The sequence below is a fragment of the Lapidilactobacillus salsurivasis genome (assembly GCF_054785215.1).
Window position 1 is genome coordinate 1 of record NZ_BAAABI010000008.1, and the last position, 23,076, is coordinate 23,076.

Below are 23,076 nucleotides of genomic sequence, written 5' to 3' on the forward strand. Positions count from 1 at the left end.
TCTGACTACGAATCAGAAGGTTGTAGGTTCGACTCCTACTGGGTGCATAGTTCGGGAAGTAGCTCAGCTTGGTAGAGCACCTGGTTTGGGACCAGGGGGTCGCAGGTTCGAATCCTGTCTTCCCGATGGTAGTAAAATAATAAAATGCGGAAGTAGTTCAGTGGTAGAACATCACCTTGCCATGGTGGGGGTCGCGGGTTCGAATCCCGTCTTCCGCTTCTGAGTCTGAAAGATAGCTTTTAGGCTTTTTTGTTCTAAGGATTCAGTAGAGCTGATTGACGGGAAATAGCTCAGCTTGGTAGAGCACTACGTTCGGGACGTAGGGGTCGCAAGTTCAAATCTTGTTTTCCCGATTGAAAAACGTTGAAAGTGATTAAACTTTCAACGTTTTTTGGTATCAGTTAGGAACTTGGTAGTTGGCAGATCGGTTAATTTCTTTTATAATGAAGGTCAATGATGGTCAAAATCAGATGAGACTTGATAGAAAAGGAATCGATCGATGGCAGGACAAAATATTTCAGATATAATTGAAGCGTATTTGAAACAAATTCTGGCTGCGGAACAACAGATAGAAATCAATCGTTCCGAAGTAGCGGCGCAGTTCAATTGTGTTCCTTCACAGATCAATTATGTCATTAAGACTCGTTTCACCACGCAACAAGGCTATTTGGTGGAAAGCAAACGGGGCGGCGGCGGATACATTCGCATTGAAAAGATGCAATTTTGCGATCAGGACCATTACTTGAATCGCTTAATTGCGGCAATCGGGGCGCAAATCACCTTGCCGCGGACGTTAATGGTTTTGCAGCAGTTGATTGAATCGGAATTGATCAGTGAACGCGAGGCACGCTTGATTGCCACGATGCTGACAGATGAGGCATTGCGGATCAAGGATCAGACGGCCGCGGAAACAGTGCGCGCTAATCTCTTGAGCGCATTATTGGATGGCTTACGTTATCGCTGAATTTGGTTTAAAGAAAGGCAGGCGTTATCTTGGATAATCTATTTACAGAAAGTGCCAGTAAAGTGCTGGTCATTGCCCAAGAACAGGCGCGGTATTTTCATCATCACGCGGTGGGGACAGAGCATTTATTGTTAGCATTAACGATGGAAACGGAGGGAATCGCCGGTAAGACGCTGCGGCAATTGACGATCACCCCGGATTACGTCAAGGAGGAGATCGAGCGGTTTACTGGTTATGGCTCGTCCTCCGCAGAAGGTTCGGATCAGGCGGATGGCTATTTGCCTTATTCGCCGAAGTCCAAGCAGATTTTGGCTTATGCTGGGGACGAGGCCAAGCGTCTAGGCGCCATCAAGATTGGCACCGAACATATTTTGTTAGGATTATTACGTGAGGACGATATTTTGGCCGCGCGGATCTTGACGAATTTGGGGCTCAGTCTAACCAAGACGAAGCAGATCCTATTGAAAAAAATGGGCTTATCTGACGCTAATTTCAAAAAAGGGCAGATCGCTGGCGGCCGTGCTTCAGCGCGACCGGCAGCAACGCAAGCGAAGACGTTGACCCCGACTTTGAATTCTTTAGCGCGGGATTTAACGGCTGCGGCCACGGAAGCGAAAATGGATCCCGTTGTCGGTCGTGATCGGGAAGTTAAGCGGGTGATTCAGATTTTGAGCCGGCGCACAAAGAACAATCCGGTCCTGGTCGGCGAACCTGGCGTTGGTAAAACAGCGATCGCCGAAGGACTAGCGCAGCGCATCGTTGCGGTCAATGTCCCGGCTGATATGCGGCAAAAGCGGCTGATGATGCTGGATATGGGGTCCCTGGTTGCTGGCACCAAGTATCGTGGTGAGTTCGAAGATCGCCTAAAAAAGGTGATCGACGAGATCTATCAAGATGGCCAAGTCATCCTGTTTATTGATGAACTGCACACGCTTGTTGGCGCAGGTGGGGCAGAAGGCGCGATCGACGCTTCCAATATTTTGAAACCGGCCCTGGCTCGGGGTGAATTGCAGTTGATCGGCGCGACGACCTTGGATGAATATCAGAAGTATATTGAAAAGGATTCCGCCCTGGAACGTCGGTTTGCCACCGTGCAAATCGATGAACCGACGCCGGCCGAAACTGAATCAATTTTGAAGGGGTTACGTCCGCGTTACGAAGCTCATCATGGTGTGACGATCACCGACGAGGCTTTACATGAAGCGGTTGTACTAGCGGACCGCTATATTGTGGGACGATTCATGCCCGATAAGGCGATTGATTTGATCGACGAATCCGCCGCTAAAGTCCGCTTGGATGAAGCCAGTGACCTGAGCCCGCTGGATCAGGTCCAACAAGAATTGAACCAAATCATCGCCCAAAAGGAACAAGCGATCGAACAACAGGACTTCGAGCAGGCCGCCAATATTCGTCAGAAAGAAATGGCCTTGAAAGTCAAACTCGATGAAGTGATCGCGGCCAATCCTGGCACAGTTCGCTCCGATGTGAAAGTCACGCCAGAAGACGTGGCGGAAGTCGTTTCTGAGTGGACCGGGGTACCATTGACCCAACTGCAGAAGAAAGAGAGCGAACGGCTGATCAACCTGGAACAGATTCTGCATAACCGGGTTGTGGGTCAGGACAAGGCCGTGACTTCGGTGGCTAAAGCAATTCGCCGGGCCCGTAGTGGGTTAAAAGATCCACAACGGCCGATCGGTTCATTCTTGTTCTTAGGACCAACCGGCGTCGGTAAAACCGAATTGGCCAAGGCCTTGGCCGAAGCGATGTTTGGTTCGGAGGACAATTTGATTCGAATCGATATGTCCGAATTCATGGATCAATACACCACCTCCCGTTTGATTGGGTCACCGCCAGGCTATGTTGGCTATGACGAAGGCGGTCAATTGACCGAGAAAGTTCGCAACAAACCTTACTCGGTTGTGCTATTTGATGAGGTGGAAAAGGCCCATCCGGATGTTTTCAACTTGTTGTTACAGGTTTTGGATGATGGTTATTTGACTGATGCCAAGGGGCGCCGCGTCGATTTCCGCAATACGATTTTGATCATGACTTCGAATTTAGGGGCAACGGCCTTACGTGATGACAAATCAGTTGGGTTCGGCGCTTACTCGGCGACGGATCAGCATGCGGAGATGAACGCCAAGATCATGGAGGCGACGAAGCAATTCTTCCGGCCAGAATTCCTGAACCGGATCGATGAGACCGTGATTTTCCATAGTTTGGATAAGGCGCAATTGCGCACCATCGTTCGGATCCTCTCGCGGAAACTACAACAACGGTTGGCGGAGCAACAAATCAGCTTGAAACTGACGCCGGCAGCCATGGATGTGATCGCTCAGGATGGCTTTGACCCTGAATATGGCGCCCGGCCATTGCGGCGCGCGATCCAACGGGACATTGAGGATCGGGTCAGTGAAATGTTGCTGGACAAAACAATCACCACCAATAGTCAAGTTACGGTCGGCGCCAGTAAAGGAAAAATCACGGTTAACGTGAAAGCCTTGAAGCCCAAAGAAGCGGCGCCAAAGACCAAAAGCAAAAAAGCTGTCAAAACGCCTTGATTCCTTCAGATGATAGGTCCAAATAAGTAAGTCGCAACAAGCTAGGTTGTTAACAATCTAGCTTTTTTGCTGGGTTCTGTGCTATCCTTTGAAAGAACGAAAAGAAAAAGAGGTTCATTATGTCTGAATTAGTAACTACCGTGTCCAGTTATCAACAGGCCGCGGCTGTCATTGCGGCCGGCGCCGACCGCCTATATCTCGGCGAGGACGAATTCGGGTTGCGCTTACCCCATAGTTTCGCGCGAGAGGAATTGGCGGCGATCGTGACCCTAGCTCATCAGGAGCAGAAGAAAGTCACTGTGGCGGCTAACGCTATTTTCCATAACGATCGCATCGCCAAAATCGACGAGTATTTCCGCTTTCTCGCGGCAATCGGTGTGGACGAGGTCAGTATTGGTGATCCCGGGGCAATCAATGTTTTGCGGCGGGCGCAACTGAACTTGCCCTACCTTTATGACGCGGCCGACTTGGTGACCAGTTCGCGGCAAATCAACTTTTGGGGGAAACATGGAGCGCACGCCGCGGTGTTGGCCCATGAGGTTCCTTATCAAGAAATGATGCCCCTAAGCCAAAAGGTGACGATTCCTGTGGAGGTCACGGTTTATGGCGCCATTGTGATTCATCAGTCTGGACGGCCGCTATTGGATAACTATTCGAATTTTGTCCAAGAGCATTTGGACCGGACGGATCGGCAACGGGGGTTGTTTATTGCGACGCCCCATCATGATGAGACCCATTATTCGATTTATGAAGATCGCAATGGGACGCATATCTTTGCGAATAACGATCTTGACCTGCTGCCGGATCTGCCTAAGTTATGGGATCTTGGGTTGCGGCGTTGGAAGCTGGATGGTCTCTTCGCCGATGAAGCGACCTTCCCCCAAGTTGTCGCGGCTTTTGCCCAAGCGCGCGCACTTTTGGCGGCGGGAACAGCGACCGCCGCGGACTTGGCAGTGCTGGATCAAACGGTTCAGCAGTTGCAACCAGCAGGCCGCGGTTTAGACAATGGTTTCTTTGATTTAGATCCAGATGAGGTGAAATAATGTTAACTGCAGTCAAACATCCAGAAGTACTAGCGCCAGCCGGGACCCCCGAGAAATTAAAGGTCGCGATCGACTATGGCGCCGACGCGGTCTATATCGGGGGCGACGCCTATGGTCTGCGCTCCCGTGCGGGAAATTTCTCGTTCGCGGAAATGAAAAGCGGTGCGGATTACGCCCATCAACACGGAGCAAAAGTTTACGTGGCTGCCAACATTGTCGCCCACGAGCAAAATTTAGCCGGAGCCGGTTCGTTTTATCGGCAAGTGCGCGATGCGGGAATTGATGCGGTGATCGTCTCGGATCCCTCCTTGATCGAAACGGCGATCACCGAAGCACCAGGTCTGAAGGTTCATTTATCCACCCAAGCTTCCGCAACCAACTATGAGACCCTGAATTTCTGGCAAAATGAAGGCTTGGAGCGGGTGGTTTTAGCCCGGGAGGTGGGGATCGCCGAAATCAAGGAAATGCGTCAACATACCGATGTCCAAATCGAAGCGTTTGTCCATGGTGCTATGTGTATTGGCTATTCCGGGCGTTGTGTGCTGTCCAACCACTTGAGTCTGCGGGACGCCAATCGAGGCGGCTGCGCGCAGAACTGTCGCTGGAAGTATGACTTGTTCGATCTCCCTGACCTAGGTCAGAAGCGCGAATTGGTTGGGCACGGTCCAGATGGAAAAGCCGAGAAGTTCTCCATGAGCGCCGTCGATATGTCGATGATCGAGCACATTCCTGATTTGGTCGAAGCAGGTGTGGATTCGCTGAAAATCGAAGGACGAATGAAGACCGTTCATTATGTCTCGACCGTGGCCAATGTTTATTCCACCGCGGTTCGGAAATATTGCGCTGATCCGGCTAATTATCAGTTGGATCCGGCTTGGGTCGACGAGTTGTGGAAAGTGGCTCAGCGCGAATTGTCGACAGGCTTTTATTACGGGACGCCAAATGAGGAGTTCCAATTGTTTGGTCAACGGCGCCGTTTGCCTCATTACGCCTTCGTCGGTGAGGTCTTGGCCTACGACGCGGCGACACGGCAAGTGACGGTCCAACAACGCAACAATTTTGGGATCGGCGATCAGATCGAATTCTATGGACCGAACTTCAGTCATCATACTCAAGCGGTAACCGATCTGTTCGATGAGGACGATCAAGCCATCGACCGGGCGCCGCATGCGATGCAGGTCGTGCACTTTACTTGCGCTCAACCGGTTCAGCCGGGCGATTTCGTCCGGGCCCAGGCGCGCCACTAGGTTCTGGCCGGCCTTGGATTCGGGGACATTTCGGGTCTCAATTTGGTAGATTCACACATTTGAGCAAAAAAAGACAATTAACAACGCTTACAATTTGTCAAGACCTTTACAGATAGAAATATTTAGCGTATACTAACAAGGTCTGACAAGAGCTGTAGCGTACAATATTACAGTATCACGACCGATCTTTTGTCCGGTAAGTGATTATATAAGTACAAAGGCAAGGCGTTTGCTGTTGCTTTTGTCTTTTTTTTGCTTAAAAACTGGTCGAAAGAACGATTTAATCAAAATGTAACATTTGTCATGATTCTGAAATATTAGCAAGCTACTGATTTTTTTGAAGGGGTGAACGGTTTGGTAGGACACATCGTGAAATATGGTAAGCACCGGACGCGGCGTTCTTACGCGCGGATCAAAGAAGTGCTCGATTTACCAAATTTGATCGAGATCCAAACAAATTCATATCAATGGTTCCTAGACGAAGGGCTCAGCAGCATGTTCCAAGACATTATGCCGATCGACGACTTCGCGGGTAACCTTTCGCTTGAATTTGTTGGCTATAAACTTTTAGAACCAAAATACTCAGTCGAAGAGGCGCGGCAACATGACGCCAATTATTCGGCGCCTTTACACGTTACTTTGAAGTTGACCAATCATGAAACCAATGAGATCAAAACTCAGGATGTTTTCTTTGGCGATTTCCCATTGATGACCGAGCAAGGGACCTTCATTATCAACGGTGCCGAACGGGTTATTGTTTCCCAATTAGTTCGTTCCCCTGGTGTTTATTTCAATTCATCAATCGATAAGAACAGCCGGACGCTTTACGGCACAACGGTCATCCCGAACCGCGGCGCCTGGTTGGAATACGAATCTGATGCGAAGGATATTTCCTACGTGCGGATCGACCGGACCCGGAAGCTTCCCTTGTCAATTTTGATTCGGGCATTGGGCTACGGCTCGGATTCCGAAATCATCGATATCTTAGGTGAAAACGACAGCTTGATGTCAACCTTGGAAAAGGATGTCCACAAGGATACCAGTGATTCACGTGTCGCTGAAGCCTTGAAAGATATTTACGAACGTCTCCGCCCAGGCGAACCGAAGACCGCAGATAGTTCGCGGTCATTGCTGTACGCGCGCTTCTTCGACCCTAAGCGCTACGATTTAGCGCCGGTTGGTCGTTATAAAATCAATAAGAAACTGGGCTTGAAACATCGCCTGATCAATCAAACGCTTGCTGAGACCTTGGCCGATCCTGATACCGGTGAGATTTTAGCGGAAAAGGGTAAATTGGTTGATCGCGAAGTCATGGATAAATTGAATCCCTATTTGGCGCGTGATGATTTCAAGACGGTCACTTACGAACCTTCTGATGAAGGTGTTGTTAATGAACCAATGACTGTGCAAGTCATCAAGGTGGTTTCACCCGATGATCCTGAAAAGGAAGTCAATCTGATTGGTAACGCGAATATCGCCGAGGATGTCAAGCACATTACCCCTGCGGATATCGTGGCTTCGATCAATTACTTCTTGAACCTGAGCGAAGGCTTAGGAAGCACTGATGATATCGACCATTTAGGCAATCGGCGGATCCGTTCCGTTGGTGAATTGCTCCAAAACCAATTCCGCATTGGTTTGGCGCGGATGGAACGGGTTGTGCGGGAACGGATGTCGATCCAAGATATCAACACAGTCACCCCACAACAATTGATCAATATTCGTCCTGTTGTGGCGTCCATCAAGGAATTCTTTGGGTCTTCCCAGCTGTCCCAGTTCATGGATCAAACGAATCCGTTAGGTGAATTGACCCATAAGCGGCGTTTGTCTGCCTTAGGACCTGGTGGTTTGACCCGTGATCGCGCTGGTTACGAAGTGCGGGACGTTCACTATACCCATTATGGCCGGATGTGCCCAATTGAAACCCCTGAAGGACCAAACATTGGCTTGATCAACAGTTTGGCGTCTTATGCCGTCGTCAACAAATACGGCTTCATTGAAACCCCTTATCGCCGGGTCGCTTGGACCGATCATAAGGTTACCGATAAGATCGACTACTTGACCGCTGATGAAGAAGATAATTACATCGTCGCGCAGGCGAACTCTGTGTTAAACGATGATGGTAGTTTCGTCGCTGACACAGTCTTGGCGCGACACAAAGACGAAAACATCGAAATCAGCCCTGAGAAAGTCGATTACATGGACGTTTCGCCTAAACAGGTTGTCGCGGTCGCGACTGCCTGCATTCCTTTCTTGGAAAATGACGACTCCAACCGGGCCTTGATGGGTGCGAACATGCAGCGTCAGGCTGTGCCATTGGTTGATCCTCATGCGCCATTAGTTGGTACTGGGATGGAATATGTGGCTGCCCATGACTCCGGGGTTGCTTTACTGGCTAAATATGATGGTGTCGTTGAATTCGTTGACGCTAAAGAAATCCGGACGCGTCGCGCTGATGGCACCTTAGATAAATATCAATTAATGAAATTCCGCCGTTCTAATGGTGGTAAGAGTTACAACCAACGGCCAATCGTGGCTAAAGGTGATCAAGTCGATGCTGGTGAAATCATCGCTGATGGACCAGCGATGGAGAAGGGCGAATTAGCCTTGGGGCAAAACCCATTGATCGCCTTTATGACTTGGAACATGTATAACTTTGAAGACGCGATCGTTTTATCAGAACGTTTGGTCAAAGACGATATTTACACGTCGATCCATATCGAAGAATATGAATCTGAAGCCCGTGACACTAAATTAGGACCTGAAGAAATGACTCGGGAAATTCCTAACGTCGGTGAAGACGCGTTGAAAGATTTGGATGAATTCGGGATCGTGCGGATCGGGGCCGAGGTTCATGACGGTGATATCTTAGTCGGCAAGGTCACGCCGAAAGGGGTCACTGAACTATCCGCTGAGGAACGTTTGCTCCATGCGATCTTTGGTGAGAAGGCTCGCGAAGTTCGCGATACCTCACTCCGTGTCCCTCATGGCGGCGGCGGCATCATTCAAGATGTGAAGATTTTTACTCGTGAAGCGGGCGATGAGTTAGCGCCAGGCGTCAATATGATGGTGCGGGTCTACATCACTCAGAAGCGGAAGATCCAAGTCGGGGATAAGATGGCCGGTCGTCACGGTAATAAAGGGACGGTTTCCATCGTGGTTCCTGAAGAAGATATGCCATTCATGCCAGATGGCACGCCGGTCGATATTCTCTTGAACCCCATGGGTGTTCCTTCACGGATGAACATTGGTCAGGTCTTGGAACTGCATTTAGGCATGGCCGCGCGTAACTTGGGGATCCACGTTTCCACGCCAGTTTTCGATGGCGCCAATGAGAAAGATCTTTGGGATACTGTTAAGGAAGCCGGAATGGCCAGTGACGGGAAGACTGTTCTTTATGACGGTCGGACCGGTGAAGCCTTCCATAATCGTGTTTCCGTTGGGGTCATGTACTACATGAAGCTGGCCCACATGGTTGACGATAAGATCCATGCTCGTTCGATTGGACCTTACTCTTTAGTGACGCAACAACCTTTAGGTGGTAAAGCCCAATTTGGTGGTCAGCGTTTCGGGGAAATGGAAGTTTGGGCCTTGGAAGCTTACGGGGCCGCTTATACCTTACAAGAAATCTTAACTTACAAATCGGATGACGTTGTTGGCCGGGTCAAGACCTATGAAGCCATTGTCAAAGGCGAACCAATTCCAAAACCAGGCGTACCTGAATCCTTCCGCGTTTTGGTCAAAGAATTACAGGCTTTAGGGCTTGATATGAAGGTCTTGGATGCCGATCATCAGGAAATCGAACTCCGCGATATGGATGACGAGGATGATGATATCGTCAATAACGACGCGTTACAGAAATACTCCGACGAACAAGAGAAGAAACGTCAAGAAGAAGAGGCGCAAAAAGCCTTAGCTGAAACGACGGGTAAAGATCAGCCGGCTAAGTAAGCGGTCGATTGACAATAGACAGGGAGGTCTAAATCTTTGATCGATGTAAATAAGTTTGAAAGCATGCAAATCGGACTTGCATCCCCTGACAAGATTCGGAGCTGGTCTTATGGCGAGGTCAAAAAGCCAGAAACGATCAACTACCGAACCTTGAAGCCAGAACGTGATGGCTTGTTCGATGAACGCATTTTCGGACCAACTAAAGATTGGGAATGTGCCTGTGGCAAATACAAACGTGTCCGTTATAAGGGCATTGTCTGTGATCGCTGTGGTGTTGAAGTTACCCGTTCTAAGGTTCGGCGCGAACGGATGGGTCATATTGAATTGGCCGCACCCGTTTCACATATTTGGTATTACAAGGGAATTCCTAGCCGGATGGGTTTGATTTTGGACATGAGCCCACGCGCTTTGGAAGAAATCATTTACTTTGCTTCTTATGTTGTGATTGACCCAGCTGATACCACATTGGAATACAAGCAATTGTTGACTGAGCAAGAATATCGGGAACGGCTCGACGAGTTCGATGGTAAATTCACTGCCAAAATGGGCGCTGAAGCTATCAAAGAATTGTTGCAAAAGGTCGACTTGGACAAAGAAATCAAGTCCTTAAAAGAAGAATTACAAACCGCCCAAGGGCAAAAACGGACCCGCTCGATTCGCCGGTTGGATATTCTGGATGCCTTCAAGCAATCCGGTAACCGTCCTGATTGGATGATCATGGATGCGATCCCGGTTATTCCACCAGATCTACGGCCAATGGTTCAATTGGAAGGTGGTCGTTTCGCGACTTCTGATCTGAATGACCTTTACCGTCGGGTGATCAACCGTAACAACCGGTTGAAACGCTTGTTGGATCTGAATGCGCCTAGCATTATCGTTCAAAACGAAAAGCGGATGTTGCAAGAAGCCGTTGACGCTTTGATCGACAATGGTCGTCGTGGCCGTCCCGTCGCTGGACCTGGTAACCGCCCATTGAAGTCTCTTTCACACATGTTGAAAGGGAAGCAAGGCCGGTTCCGTCAGAACTTGCTGGGTAAACGGGTCGACTATTCTGGACGTTCTGTTATTGATGTTGGCCCAACCTTGAAGTTCTATCAATGTGGGGTCCCACGTCAAATGGCGCTGGAGTTGTTTAAACCATTTGTCATGCACGAATTGGTTAAACGCGATATCGCCTCAAATATCAAAAATGCCAAACGCAAGATCGAACGTCAAGATGATGATGTTTGGGATGTTTTGGAAGATGTGATCAAGGAACGGCCCGTGTTATTGAACCGGGCGCCAACGTTACACCGTCTGGGCATCCAAGCCTTTGAACCTGTCTTGGTCGATGGTAAATCCATTCGTCTGCATCCACTGGCTTGTGAAGCCTACAATGCCGATTTCGATGGGGACCAAATGGCGATCCACGTGCCTTTATCTGATGAAGCGCAAGCTGAAGCACGGATGCTGATGCTAGCAGCCCACCATATTTTGGCGCCAAAAGATGGTAAGCCGATCGTAACCCCTTCACAGGACGTTGTTTTGGGTAACTATTACTTGACACTAGAAGAACGCGGTCGTGAAGGCGAAGGCATGATTTTCAACAACATCGCCGAAGTTGAAACCGCGATGCAAAATGGCGATGTTCATTATCACTCCCGGATCGGGTTGTCGATTGCTTCCATGCCAACGAAACCATTCCCAGCGGCACAAAAGAATGGCATCTTGTTGACCACTGCTGGCAAGGCCTTGTTTAATCAAGTTTTACCAGAGAACTTCCCGTATTTGAATGAACCTTCCAACGCCAACTTGGTTGATGGCAATTTGGACAAGTTCTATTTGGAACCAGGGGAAGATATCCACGCGAAATTGGAACAAGAACCACTTGTGACCCCATTCAAGAAAGGCTTCTTGTCTGATATCATCGCGCAAGTCTTCAAGGTCTATAAAGTTCAACGGACTTCTGAATTGTTGGATGATATGAAGGAACTGGGTTACACGGTCTGCACGATCTCCGGCTTGACGGTCGGGGTGGCTGATGTGCCGGTCATGCCTGATAAAGATCGAATCGTTGACGACGCTCATAAGAAGGTTGCCAACGTCTCCAAACAATTCCGTCGGGGCTTGATTACCGACCAAGAACGTCATGATCGGGTCATTACCTTATGGAATGATGCGAAGGATGAGATCCAACAAGAATTATCTGATTCCTTTGACCCATCTAACCCAATCTCAATGATGAGTGATTCTGGCGCCCGGGGCTCGATTTCTAACTTTACCCAGCTTGCCGGCATGCGTGGCTTGATGGCCGCGCCTAACGGTGGGATGATGGAAGTTCCCGTAACGTCAAACTTCCGTGAAGGCTTGTCCGTCATGGAAATGTTCATGTCAACCCACGGTGCCCGTAAAGGGATGACCGATACGGCCTTGAAGACAGCCGATTCTGGCTACTTGACCCGACGGTTGGTTGACGTTGCCCAAGATGTCATTGTTCGTGAAGAAGACTGCGGTACTGACCGCGGGATTCTGATCAAAGCGATCCGCGAAGGCAATGAATTGATTGAATCCTTGTTTGATCGGTTAGTTGGCCGGTATTTGCAAAAATCAGTGATCAACCCCGAAACTGGGGAGCTGATTGCTAAACGCGGCGATTTGGTCAATGAAGACACTGCCCATCAAATCGTTGACGCTGGTGTCGAAGAAGCAACGATCCGTTCCGTCTTTACCTGCGATACCAAACATGGTGTCTGCAAGAAGTGCTATGGTTACAACTTAGCGACTGGCGGCGAAGTCGAAGTCGGCGAAGCTGTCGGAACCGTTGCCGCTCAATCGATCGGCGAACCTGGTACCCAGTTGACCATGCGGAACTTCCACTCCGGCGGTGTTGCCGGCGGCGAAGATATTACGCAAGGGTTGCCACGTGTCCAAGAAATTTTCGAAGCGCGGAATCCGAAGGGGCTTTCGGTTATCACTGAAGTTACGGGTGAAATCACTGCCATCGACGAGAACCCGGCCGAACATACCCGTGAGATCACCGTTGAAGGTAAAACTGATACGCGGACTTATAGTGTTCCTTACGCGTCTAGTGTGGCTGTCGCTGAAGGCGATCACATCGAACGCGGCGCGAAGTTAACGGGTGGTTCCATCGATCCGAAGCAGTTGATTCGTGTTCGTGATGTGATTTCTACTGAGAACTACCTGCTGTCTGAAGTCCAAAAGACTTATCGGATGCAGGGTGTTGAAATCAGTGATAAGCACGTCGAGGTGATGGTTCGGCAAATGTTACGGAAGATTCGGGTGCTTGATCCTGGTGATACCGAGATCTTGCCAGGGACCTTGCTTGACATCGCTGATTTCACCGAACAAAACCAAGCAACATTGGTCAAAGGTGGCATTCCGGCCACTGGTCGTCCGGTATTGTTAGGAATCACCAAGGCTTCCTTGGAAACCAACAGCTTCTTGTCGGCAGCATCCTTCCAAGAAACAACGCGTGTCTTAACCGACGCGTCGATTCGCGGTAAGAATGATCCTCTGATCGGCTTGAAAGAGAATGTGATTATCGGGAAGATCGTGCCTGCTGGTACCGGGATGGCGAAGTATCGTCACATGGAACCAGAGAAGGTTGGCGCTTCCTCCAAGAGCATTTACTCCATTTCAGACATTGAAAAGAAAATGGAAGCCGAGGATGCCGAAGCGGCACCAAAGAAATAAATTAAACTGTCATTCAGCGTTGAACCAAGGATGACATGGTATCAGATTACCGATCAAAGCTCCAGCGACAGTCGTCGCTGGGGCTTTTTCTGTACAAAAAATCCCCGGTCAATGTTTGACAGGGGAATTTAAGAGACTTTATCGGTTAGATTGCGGTTTTTAGAGGTCAACATGAGCGAAATCGCGGTGCGCATGGCGCGCAGCCAGGTCGGTTGCCACCAGATAACCGAGGAGGGCCAATAGCAATCCAGGAAGCAGCTTGGTCTGTTCGGCACCGAAAGTCGTGAGCCAGTGGTAACCAGGAAAATGAGGTAGGGCCTCGGCGCCGCCGGCCACGAGCAGGAGCCCTGGCAAACATTTGAGAAAGGCTTGACCGACCTTGGCCGGTTGTCGAAAGTAGGCGGGTAGAAAGGTGAAATTAAAAACGCCAAATATTAAAAAACCCACGGTAAACAAAGTGACATTGGCGCTCAAGCCGACGGGATTTCCGGCCAGGGGCAAAGCCTGTCGTAATTGGGCGAATGGTAGCGTCAGTAGCAGGCTTGCCAGTTGCGCGGTGACCGTGACGAGGAATTTACTTGTGACCAGCGCTTGCCGCGGAATCGGTAGTAGTGCTGTATAGTAAAGATCGTTGGTCTCACGGTTGTAGGTAAAGGAAATGAAGATACCTAGGCAGGAAAAGAGCCAGATCATGACCAGCGGATAAGCGGGGACCAACACTAGGGGACCCATGCAAGTGAACACAAATAGGTTCGGGTGGGCGGCCAAGCACCATTCTTTTTTCAAGAGGTCAATGCGCATTGTCGGGCACCTCCAGGGCGACAATCATGTCGTCTAAAGTTAGGGCTGTCGCAGAGCGGTGGACGGCGCTGAAGTGCGCCAGTGTGTCTGTGGCGATGATCTGACCCTGGCGCAAAACAATCAATTCATCGGCGCAGCGCTCCAAGTCATCGGACAAGTGGGTCGCCAGCAAGATACTGATCCCGGAATCGGCTAGCTGGCGCAAAATTGTTTGCAACTGGCGTCGGGCAACCACATCTAGACCACTGGTCGGCTCGTCGAGAATCAACAATTGCGCCTGGTGGGCCAACGCTAGCGCCAACTGATATTTAACTTTCATTCCTGTTGAAAGTTCTTTGACTCGTTGCTGTTCATTTAAATTGAACTGCCGGCACAAGGTCAGATAGCAATCTTGGTCCCAGTTAGGAAAGAACTGCCGTGTGATCTTGGTTAGACTGACAAGGCGCTTCTCCCGATAATAATCGGTCGTGCCTAGTACCACACCAATTTGCAGTAGGCTTTCTCGCTGGTGATCACTGAATGGTCGCTCAAAGAAGCGAATCTGCCCCTGATCAATCGGGCAAATTCCTAAGAGCGATTTGATCAAAGTCGATTTGCCAGCGCCGTTGGGACCGATCAGACCATAGATTTTACCTGGATCAAGGCGCAATCGAGTCACGTTAAGTTGAAAAGTGGGATATTTCTTGACCAGGTTGGTCACGGTCAGGCTAGACATTGTCGTCACCCGCTGGGAACAAGTGGTGAAAAGCTGGTCCGGTTTGTGCCAGAAATTGGTCCACGGCGACCAAGGCCAGTCCGGCGGTACCTGGATTAGAATCGCCTAAGAGCATCAACTGCGTTCCAGGTGTCAGGCCTAAGGTGGTGCAAGCCGTCGCTGGCAATGTAACTTGATGTTGATCATCCAACGTGACCACACCGAAAATATGTTTTCCCGGCGGTCCAATCGGAACACCGGTGTTCTCTTCATCGTAGGTCACTAGGGCATTGAGATCGACGCCAAATAGATTCGCTAGTGCTAAGCAACGATTGATGTCTGGCAAACTGGCGCCGCTTTCCCACTTTGCGAAAGCTTGGCGGGAGACGTTGAGCCGCTCGGCGACAAACTCTTGCGACCATTGTTTGCGTTGACGTAGGCTCCGAATGTTCGCTGCGATAAATTGATTTGCTGTCATTTTGATTCCTCCAATAACTCGATTATACTCAGCAAGTTTCGCGAGGACAGCATTTTAAGGTAACTGATTTCGCAACGACTGGTTGCCCCGGATATTGTTTTGCGGATATGACCGGATCTTGCAGGGTGGTTTGACCCGAAATCAATTTAACGAAGTGGCCAGAAGCCCTGCCATAGCAGCACCCAGCGTTGGCTTAGCGCAAAGAGTTGCGGGGTGATCAAGGTGGCCACGAACAAATAAGGCAGAAAGGGAATCTGTCGATCTGAGGTTTGCTCGCGCCAAGGATAGTAGGTCAAAATCAGCAGATTGGCGATGAAGAGCGCGCCCAGGCCAAAGACACTCCCGCGATAGAAGAAGATCAGCCCGAGCCAAAAGACATCAGCGCTGCCTAAGCCCTGCGTCAGTCGGGCAATTAGGGCAAATCCTCCTGTCAAGGCCAAGGCGGCGAGCCAGTGCGGTTGGCCGGCGGGGAAGGGGGCCAATAGGAGGGCGCCACCACAAATAAGCAAGGTGCGTTGATAAACATAATGATTGGTCCAATCGGCTAACGCACAGATAAATAAGCCGGCCAAGGCGATGAAGTCAGCCAGTTGATAATCTCCGGCATTGGTGAACAGCCAACATGCGCTCAGTCCACCTAGCCATTCGCGCAAGGTTGACGCCAGGGGGATTGGTTGCTGGCAGTGGCGACAGCGACCATGGTGCTGCCCATAACTGATGATCGGGATCAAGTCAGCCCAGGTCAGCGGCCATAAACAAGTCGCGCAGTGCGAGGGGGTGAAAACCACGTCGGCTGCTGGTCCCCGCTCAACCACTAATTGACCAAAAGAGCCTAAACTAGCGCCTAGAAAGAAAATCAAAATCAATCGTATTGTTTTTTCAAGCCAAATAATCATCAAATAAATCCGCCTCCATCAGCTCGCCGTGTCCACTTTCTGTGTTAAAATAAGATACGCCAAAGATCCGAAATTCCGTTTATTTTACCGCGCGCCTTGCTGGAAATTTGAGCGGCCGTCGCAAACTGCCAGATTTTAGTGAATGATTGGGGGTCAGTGCTGAATAATCGTCGAAAAAGTGCCGAATTGGTTTGACAGCGCTGGCGCTTCGTGATAATGTATTAAAGGTGCTTTCTGGATATTGTTCGATACTTCGGTGTCCGTGCTGCTCTATTCGAAGCTATCAAATGTTCAGGCCTTTATTTTTTACAAAAAAATGAACCGCCTGGATGTGTGTACTTAAATTTGAAATAAAACTGAGGAGGATCCTTGATGCCAACTATTAACCAATTGGTACGTAAAGGCCGTAAATCAAAAGTTTCAATGTCAGATTCACCTGCTTTGAACTTTGGTTACAACAGTAAGAAAAAGTCATTAACTTCAAATCCTGCACCTCAAAAACGTGGTGTAGCTACTCGTGTAGGGACAATGACTCCTAAGAAACCTAACTCCGCTTTGCGGAAGTATGCCCGTGTTCGTTTATCTAACTTGATCGAAGTTACCGCCTATATTCCTGGTATCGGTCATAACTTGCAAGAGCATAGTGTCGTCTTGATCCGTGGCGGTCGTGTAAAAGACCTTCCTGGTGTTCGTTATCACATCGTTCGTGGTGCTTTAGATACCGCGGGTGTCACTGACCGGAAACAAAGCCGCTCCAAGTACGGTGCTAAGCGCCCTAAGAAATAGCATTTTAATCTGACCAATAACCATTACTAGGAGGTTTACTCAATGCCAAGAAAAGGTAATGTGGCAAAACGCGATGTCTTGCCAGACCCAATCTATAATTCAAAACTCGTTTCCCGCTTGATCAACCATTTGATGCTTGACGGCAAACGTGGTACCGCATCAACGATTTTATATGATGCTTTTGACATCATCAAAGAAAAGACAAGCAAAGATCCACTTGAAGTATTCGAAGAAGCCATGAAGAACGTTATGCCCGTTCTTGAAGTTAAAGCTCGCCGTATCGGTGGTTCTAACTATCAGGTGCCAATCGAAGTACGTCCAGAACGTCGGACGACTTTAGGCTTACGTTGGATCGTTAGTTATGCTCGTTTGCGTAACGAACATACCATGGACGAACGTTTAGCTAACGAGATCATGGACGCTGCTAACAACACAGGTGCTTCTGTTAAGAAACGCGAAGATACCCATAAGATGGCAGACGCTAACCGTGCTTTCGCCCACTATCGTTGGTAAGATTCTGATTGAGCGGCTCCGGCAAATCGCACGAGCGGCTCAATTTTATCTAGATTACTTATTGAGAGGAGAAACTTTGAATGGCTAATAAACGTGAATTCCCTTTGGAAAAAACACGTAATATCGGGATCATGGCTCATATTGATGCCGGTAAAACAACGACCACTGAACGGATCCTGTACTACACAGGTAAAATCCACAAAATTGGCGAAACCCATGAAGGGGCTTCACAAATGGACTGGATGGCGCAGGAACAAGAACGTGGGATCACGATTACTTCCGCTGCGACGACTGCGCAATGGAAAGACTATCGGATCAACATCATCGATACTCCAGGACACGTGGACTTCACGATTGAAGTTGAACGTTCATTGCGGGTACTTGATGGTGCCATCACGGTTTTGGATGCTCAATCTGGCGTGGAGCCACAAACTGAGAACGTTTGGCGGCAAGCGACCACATACGGTGTTCCTCGTTTAGTATTCGTTAACAAAATGGACAAGATCGGCGCGGACTTTGACTATTCTGTTTCGACTTTACATGACCGTTTACAAGCCAATGCTCATGCCGTTCAAATGCCGATCGGCGCCGAAGACCAGTTCGAAGGCGTGATTGACTTAATCGACATGGTCGCTGACTTATACGACGAAGATGCTTTGGGTACGAAATGGGATACGGTTGCCGTACCTGATGATTACAAGGATGAAGCTGAAAAACGTCGGAATGAATTGATCGAAGCTGTTGCTGACGTTGATGACGACATCATGGAGAAATATCTCGACGGTGAAGAAATCACTAGCGACGAATTGCGTCATGCAATTCGCGAAGCAACGATCAACTTGAAATTCTACCCTGTTTTAGCTGGTTCTGCCTTCAAGAACAAGGGCGTGCAAATGTTGATGGATGCAGTCGTTGACTACTTGCCATCACCTTTGGAAGTTCGGCCTTATAAATCAATTGATCCTGCTACTGGCGATGAAGTTGACTTATTGGCTGATGATGACGCGCCGTTCGCTGGGTTGGCCTTCAAGATCGCCACTGACCCATTCGTTGGCCGTTTGACTTTCTTCCGGGTTTACACAGGGACTTTGATTGCAGGTTCATACATCCTGAACGCAACGAAAGACACGCGTGAACGTGTTGGTCGTTTGCTGCAAATGCATGCGAACCACCGTCAAGAAATCCCTGAAGTTTTCTCTGGAGATATTGGCGCGGCGATTGGTTTGAAGAACACCACCACTGGGGATTCTTTGACTGACCTTAAGCGGCCATTGATTTTGGAAGCAATGGAAATTCCTGAACCAGTTATTCAGGTATCGATTGAACCAAACTCTAAAGAAGACCGGGACAAGATGGATCTTGCTTTGCAAAAACTTGCTGAAGAAGATCCAACCTTCCGTGCGGAAACAAACCCTGAAACTGGCGAAACGCTGATCTCTGGGATGGGCGAATTGCATTTGGACATCATCGTTGACCGGATGCGTCGTGAATTCAAGGTTGAAGCTAAAGTCGGCGAACCACAAGTTGCCTACCGTGAGACCTTCACGAAACAAACCTCTGCTCAAGGTAAGTTTGTTCGTCAGTCTGGTGGTAAAGGTCAATATGGTGACGTTTGGATCGAATTTACTCCAAATGAAGAGGGTAAAGGCTTCGAGTTCGAAAACGCCATCGTTGGTGGGGTCGTGCCTCGTGAATACATTCCTTCAGTAGAACAAGGCTTGAAAGAATCAATGGCTAATGGCGTCTTAGCTGGTTACCCATTGATCGACGTTAAGGCGAAGCTCTATGATGGTTCTTATCACGAAGTCGATTCATCCGAAGCGGCCTTCAAGGTTGCCGCTTCAATGTCATTGCGGGCGGCTTCTAAGACAGCTGGCGCAGTGATCCTTGAACCGATTATGAAGGTTGAAGTTGTGGCGCCTGAGGATTACTTAGGTGATGTTATGGGCCAGATCACTGCACGTCGTGGTCGGGTCGATGGCATGGAAGCGCGTGGTAACGCCCAAGTCGTTAATGCCTCAGTTCCATTGGCAGAAATGTTTGGTTATGCGACTACCTTGCGTTCAGCAACTCAGGGTCGTGGTACCTTCACGATGGTCTTTGATCATTACGAAGCAGTGCCAAAATCAATCCAAGAAGAAATCATCAAGAAAAACGGTGGCAACTAATTAGCTGTCCCACCCATACTTGATTGCTTATGAAACACTCACGCTGTTCAGGCGTGAGTGTTTTTTTGTTGCATGCCTGATTAACCGGGAAGCGATTTTGATAGCAATTTAGGCATCGATTCCGATTGCTAATAATATAGAAGAAAATTTGTAGGTCTGGATTTTTTGGTATTGAAAGATGAGTGCACATCAAGAGTTCCAGCCCTTTTTTGATGACAAAATTTTTTTCTACTGCCCAGCAACTGGTTGAAAATCAATGAAGCCGCTTCCCAATGATTACCGCAAAAAAACTTGAATAATTTAGAGAAAAACCTTGAAATTGCAAGGCTTTTCCAGTAATATAGATAAAGTGCTCAGTTCCAGGGGTGTAGTACGCCCTAGGGGTGCTGCGCAACAAACAAGGGCGTTGAAGTGAGAGGTTGCGACACACCCGGCCGCATTGCCACGACGGTTATGTTGGTAATTCCCACGGAGCTTGTCCATTAATGTGACGAAAAGGAGGTAAATTTCCATGGCAAAACAAAAAATTCGGATTCGGTTGAAGGCCTATGAACATCGTATCTTAGACCAATCAGCTGAAAAGATTGTTGAAACGGCAAAACGTACTGGTGCTGCAATTAGCGGGCCAATCCCATTGCCAACAGAGCGTAGCCTTTATACGGTGATCCGTTCACCGCATAAGTACAAGGACTCACGTGAACAATTCGAGATCCGGACGCACAAACGTTTGATCGATATCGTTAACCCAACTGCTAAAACAGTTGACGCGTTGATGAAACTCGACTTACCAAGTGGTGTCGATATCGAAATCAAATTATAATAGACCAAAGAAAATGGAGGTGTAGTCATGGCTAGAAAAGGAATCTTAGGGAAAAAGGTTGGAATGACCCAGATCTTTACGGAAAATGGCGAATTGATCCCTGTTACTGTGATCGAAGCAAGCGCGAACGTTGTTTTGCAAATCAAGACAACTGAAACAGACGGTTACGAAGCAGTTCAATTAGGTTATCAAGACGTTCGTGAAGTTCTGTCTAACAAACCAGCTAAAGGTCATGCTGCTAAGGCAAAAACGGCTCCTAAGCGCTTCATTCGCGAAATTCGTGATGTTGAGCTAGGAGATTATGAAGTCGGCTCTGAAGTTAAAGTCGATGTGTTCAACGAAGGTGACGTTGTTGACGTTACTGGTATCACGAAGGGTCATGGTTACCAAGGTAACATCAAGCGCTTCGGCCAATCACGCGGACCTGAAACTCACGGTTCTCGTTATCACCGGATCCCTGGTTCAATGGGCGCGATCATCAACCGTGTTTTCAAAGGCAAGATGTTGCCAGGACGCATGGGTAATGACAAAGTCACGATCCAGAACTTAACGATCGCGCGCGTTGATCCTGAACGGAATGTTTTGTTGATCAAGGGTAATGTCCCTGGCGCTAAGCATTCATTCGTTACAGTTAAATCCGCAATCAAATTAACAAAGTAGAAATTGAGAAAGGAGGATTTTCGTAATGGCAAATGTCACACTTTATAAACAAGATGGAACTGAGAATGGTACCGTTGCTTTAAACGATGCGATTTTCGGGATCGAACCTAACAACAGCGTCGTTTTCGACGCTGTCGTCATGCAACGTGCTTCTTTACGTCAAGGGACACACGCTGTCAAGAACCGTTCCGCGGTCCGTGGCGGTGGTCGTAAACCTTGGCGCCAAAAGGGTACTGGTCGTGCTCGTCAAGGCTCGATTCGTTCTCCACAATGGCGTGGTGGTGGGATCGTCTTCGGACCTACACCCCGTTCATATGCTTATAAATTACCTAGAAAAGTACGGCGTTTAGCAATCAAATCAGTTCTTTCGCAAAAGGTTCTCGATGGTGATTTGATTGTTGTGGACGGATTGAACTTCGACCAACCAAAGACAAAAGCATTCGCTGATGTTTTAGCAGGGTTGAATGTTGCGACAAAGGCATTAGTTGTTCTGGAAGCTGACAATGATTTTGCAGCTTTATCAGCACGCAACTTGCCAAACGTCACAGTTGTGGAAGCTGACGGCATCAACGTGTTAGATATCGTCAACAACCAGAAACTGATCTTAACACAAGCCGCTCTTGCTAAAATCGAGGAGGTGCTTGGTTAATGGCCGCACATGATATTATTATTCGTCCGATCGTGACGGAACAATCCATGAACATCATGGAAGATAAGAAATACACGTTTGAAGTTGCTGTCAACGCGAACAAAATCGCGGTTCGTCACGCAATCGAAGAAATCTTTGGCGTTAGCGTCAAAGAAGTCAACATTTTGAACGTTCGTGGTAAAAAGAAACGTTATGGCCGTTATGAGGGTTACACAAAGAAACGTCGGAAAGCAATCGTTACTTTGACACCTGATTCTGATGAAATCAAGATTTTTGAAGATTAGTCATAACTAGAATAATACAGGAGGAAAACTAATGGCGATTGTTAAATACAAACCAACCAGCAATGGTCGGCGCAATATGACCGCATCAGATTTTGCTGAGATCACCAAGTCAAAGCCTGAGAAGACTTTACTGGAATCCCAATCAAAAACTGCCGGTCGTAATGCTCATGGTCATATTACGGTTCGTCACCGTGGCGGCGGTCACAAACAAAAGTACCGTGTCATTGATTTTAAACGTACCAAAGATGATGTTAAAGCAGTTGTAAAGGCGATCGAATACGATCCCAACCGGACTGCGAACATTGCTTTATTACACTACGAAGATGGGGTTAAGTCATACATTATCGCGCCTAAGGGTTTGGTCGTTGGCCAAATCGTCCAATCTGGCGATAACGCAGATATCAAGGTTGGTAATGCACTTGAATTGGCGAACATTCCTGTTGGTACTTTGGTTCATAATATTGAATTGAAACCAGGTAAGGGCGGCCAATTGGCTCGTTCAGCCGGCGCTTCGGCTCAGATCTTAGGTCATGAAGCTAAATACACCTTGATTCGCTTGACTTCAGGCGAAGTACGGATGGTGCTTTCATCTGGCCGTGCCACAGTCGGTGAAGTTGGTAATGAACAACATGAATTGATCAAGATTGGTAAGGCTGGCCGTAAACGCTGGTTAGGCTTCCGTCCAACAGTTCGTGGTTCAGTTATGAACCCTAACGATCACCCTCATGGTGGTGGTGAAGGTAAAGCACCGATCGGACGTCCGTCGCCACTCTCACCATGGGGCAAGAAGACAATGGGTAAGAAGACCCGTAATTCTAAGGCTCGTTCTGAGAAGCTCATCATTCGGCACCGTAAGGGCAAATAGTCA

At 48.6% G+C, this 23,076-nt stretch carries 18 protein-coding genes and 3 tRNA genes; 17 read left to right on the forward strand and 4 right to left on the reverse strand.

The window, feature by feature from the left end:
• Window positions 1-52: 52 nt before the first annotated feature.
• The 9 genes from ACYVSB_RS09600 to rpoC all read left to right on the forward strand — a co-directional run bounded on the left by ACYVSB_RS09600 (window position 53) and on the right by rpoC (window position 13,459).
• Window positions 53-126 (forward strand) — tRNA-Pro (locus ACYVSB_RS09600).
• Window positions 127-146: 20 nt separating this feature from the next.
• A tRNA-Gly gene (locus ACYVSB_RS09605) sits at window positions 147-218 on the forward strand.
• 61 nt (window positions 219-279) lie between these two features.
• Window positions 280-353: transfer RNA gene (locus ACYVSB_RS09610), tRNA-Pro, on the forward strand.
• Between the two features lie 146 nt (window positions 354-499).
• Window positions 500-964 (forward strand): CtsR family transcriptional regulator, encoded by a 465-nt coding sequence (locus ACYVSB_RS09615; RefSeq protein WP_125600072.1) that lies wholly within the window; start codon window positions 500-502, stop codon window positions 962-964.
• A gap of 29 nt (window positions 965-993) precedes the next feature.
• The gene (locus tag ACYVSB_RS09620; RefSeq protein ID WP_461219236.1) at window positions 994-3,525 is read left to right on the forward strand and encodes an ATP-dependent Clp protease ATP-binding subunit; all 2,532 of its coding nucleotides are present in this window, start codon (window positions 994-996) and stop codon (window positions 3,523-3,525) included.
• A 119-nt stretch (window positions 3,526-3,644) separates the two neighbouring features.
• A complete protein-coding gene (locus tag ACYVSB_RS09625) occupies window positions 3,645-4,568 on the forward strand; it encodes a peptidase U32 family protein (protein WP_125600078.1) in 924 nt (307 codons plus the stop codon).
• The gene (locus ACYVSB_RS09630; RefSeq protein WP_125600080.1) at window positions 4,568-5,815 is read left to right on the forward strand and encodes a peptidase U32 family protein; all 1,248 of its coding nucleotides are present in this window, start codon (window positions 4,568-4,570) and stop codon (window positions 5,813-5,815) included. The genes ACYVSB_RS09625 and ACYVSB_RS09630 overlap by 1 nt, the downstream gene beginning before the upstream one ends.
• A gap of 354 nt (window positions 5,816-6,169) precedes the next feature.
• A complete protein-coding gene (gene rpoB, locus ACYVSB_RS09635; RefSeq protein ID WP_461219237.1) occupies window positions 6,170-9,766 on the forward strand; it encodes a DNA-directed RNA polymerase subunit beta in 3,597 nt (1,198 codons plus the stop codon).
• Between the two features lie 36 nt (window positions 9,767-9,802).
• Entirely contained in the window at window positions 9,803-13,459 is a 3,657-nt protein-coding gene (rpoC, locus tag ACYVSB_RS09640; protein WP_461219238.1) for a DNA-directed RNA polymerase subunit beta', read from the forward strand.
• A 159-nt stretch (window positions 13,460-13,618) separates the two neighbouring features.
• Here rpoC and ACYVSB_RS09645 read toward each other — a convergent pair whose 3' ends face one another.
• The 4 genes from ACYVSB_RS09645 to ACYVSB_RS09660 all read right to left on the reverse strand — a co-directional run bounded on the left by ACYVSB_RS09645 (window position 13,619) and on the right by ACYVSB_RS09660 (window position 16,328).
• Complete coding sequence (locus ACYVSB_RS09645) at window positions 13,619-14,260, reverse strand: ABC-2 transporter permease (protein ID WP_461219239.1); 642 nt, start codon at window positions 14,258-14,260, stop codon at window positions 13,619-13,621.
• Complete coding sequence (locus ACYVSB_RS09650) at window positions 14,250-14,975, reverse strand: ABC transporter ATP-binding protein (RefSeq protein WP_461219240.1); 726 nt, start codon at window positions 14,973-14,975, stop codon at window positions 14,250-14,252. Before ACYVSB_RS09650 ends, ACYVSB_RS09645 begins: the two co-directional genes overlap by 11 nt.
• Window positions 14,968-15,432, reverse strand: a complete 465-nt coding sequence (locus ACYVSB_RS09655; protein WP_125600095.1) for a helix-turn-helix domain-containing protein — start codon at window positions 15,430-15,432, stop codon at window positions 14,968-14,970. The genes ACYVSB_RS09650 and ACYVSB_RS09655 overlap by 8 nt, the downstream gene beginning before the upstream one ends.
• A 146-nt stretch (window positions 15,433-15,578) precedes the next feature.
• The gene (locus ACYVSB_RS09660; protein ID WP_461219241.1) at window positions 15,579-16,328 is read right to left on the reverse strand and encodes a prepilin peptidase; all 750 of its coding nucleotides are present in this window, start codon (window positions 16,326-16,328) and stop codon (window positions 15,579-15,581) included.
• Between the two features lie 372 nt (window positions 16,329-16,700).
• Between ACYVSB_RS09660 and rpsL the strand changes: the two genes are divergently transcribed.
• The 8 genes from rpsL (at window position 16,701) to rplB (ending at window position 23,073) form a co-directional block, all read left to right on the forward strand.
• The gene (gene rpsL, locus ACYVSB_RS09665; protein ID WP_125600101.1) at window positions 16,701-17,114 is read left to right on the forward strand and encodes a 30S ribosomal protein S12; all 414 of its coding nucleotides are present in this window, start codon (window positions 16,701-16,703) and stop codon (window positions 17,112-17,114) included.
• Window positions 17,115-17,156: 42 nt separating this feature from the next.
• Entirely contained in the window at window positions 17,157-17,627 is a 471-nt protein-coding gene (gene rpsG / locus ACYVSB_RS09670; protein ID WP_125600103.1) for a 30S ribosomal protein S7, read from the forward strand.
• A gap of 80 nt (window positions 17,628-17,707) precedes the next feature.
• A complete protein-coding gene (fusA, locus tag ACYVSB_RS09675) occupies window positions 17,708-19,795 on the forward strand; it encodes an elongation factor G (protein WP_461219242.1) in 2,088 nt (695 codons plus the stop codon).
• Window positions 19,796-20,306: 511 nt separating this feature from the next.
• Window positions 20,307-20,615, forward strand: coding sequence for a 30S ribosomal protein S10 (rpsJ, locus tag ACYVSB_RS09680; protein WP_125600109.1), 309 nt, complete (start codon window positions 20,307-20,309; stop codon window positions 20,613-20,615).
• A gap of 27 nt (window positions 20,616-20,642) precedes the next feature.
• A complete protein-coding gene (gene rplC / locus ACYVSB_RS09685; protein ID WP_461219243.1) occupies window positions 20,643-21,275 on the forward strand; it encodes a 50S ribosomal protein L3 in 633 nt (210 codons plus the stop codon).
• 25 nt (window positions 21,276-21,300) lie between these two features.
• Complete coding sequence (rplD, locus tag ACYVSB_RS09690) at window positions 21,301-21,924, forward strand: 50S ribosomal protein L4 (protein ID WP_125600113.1); 624 nt, start codon at window positions 21,301-21,303, stop codon at window positions 21,922-21,924.
• Window positions 21,924-22,208 (forward strand): 50S ribosomal protein L23, encoded by a 285-nt coding sequence (gene rplW, locus ACYVSB_RS09695; protein WP_125600116.1) that lies wholly within the window; start codon window positions 21,924-21,926, stop codon window positions 22,206-22,208. The genes rplD and rplW overlap by 1 nt, the downstream gene beginning before the upstream one ends.
• Before the next feature lie 31 nt (window positions 22,209-22,239).
• A complete protein-coding gene (gene rplB, locus ACYVSB_RS09700; protein WP_461219244.1) occupies window positions 22,240-23,073 on the forward strand; it encodes a 50S ribosomal protein L2 in 834 nt (277 codons plus the stop codon).
• The last annotated feature ends 3 nt before the right edge of the window (window positions 23,074-23,076 follow it).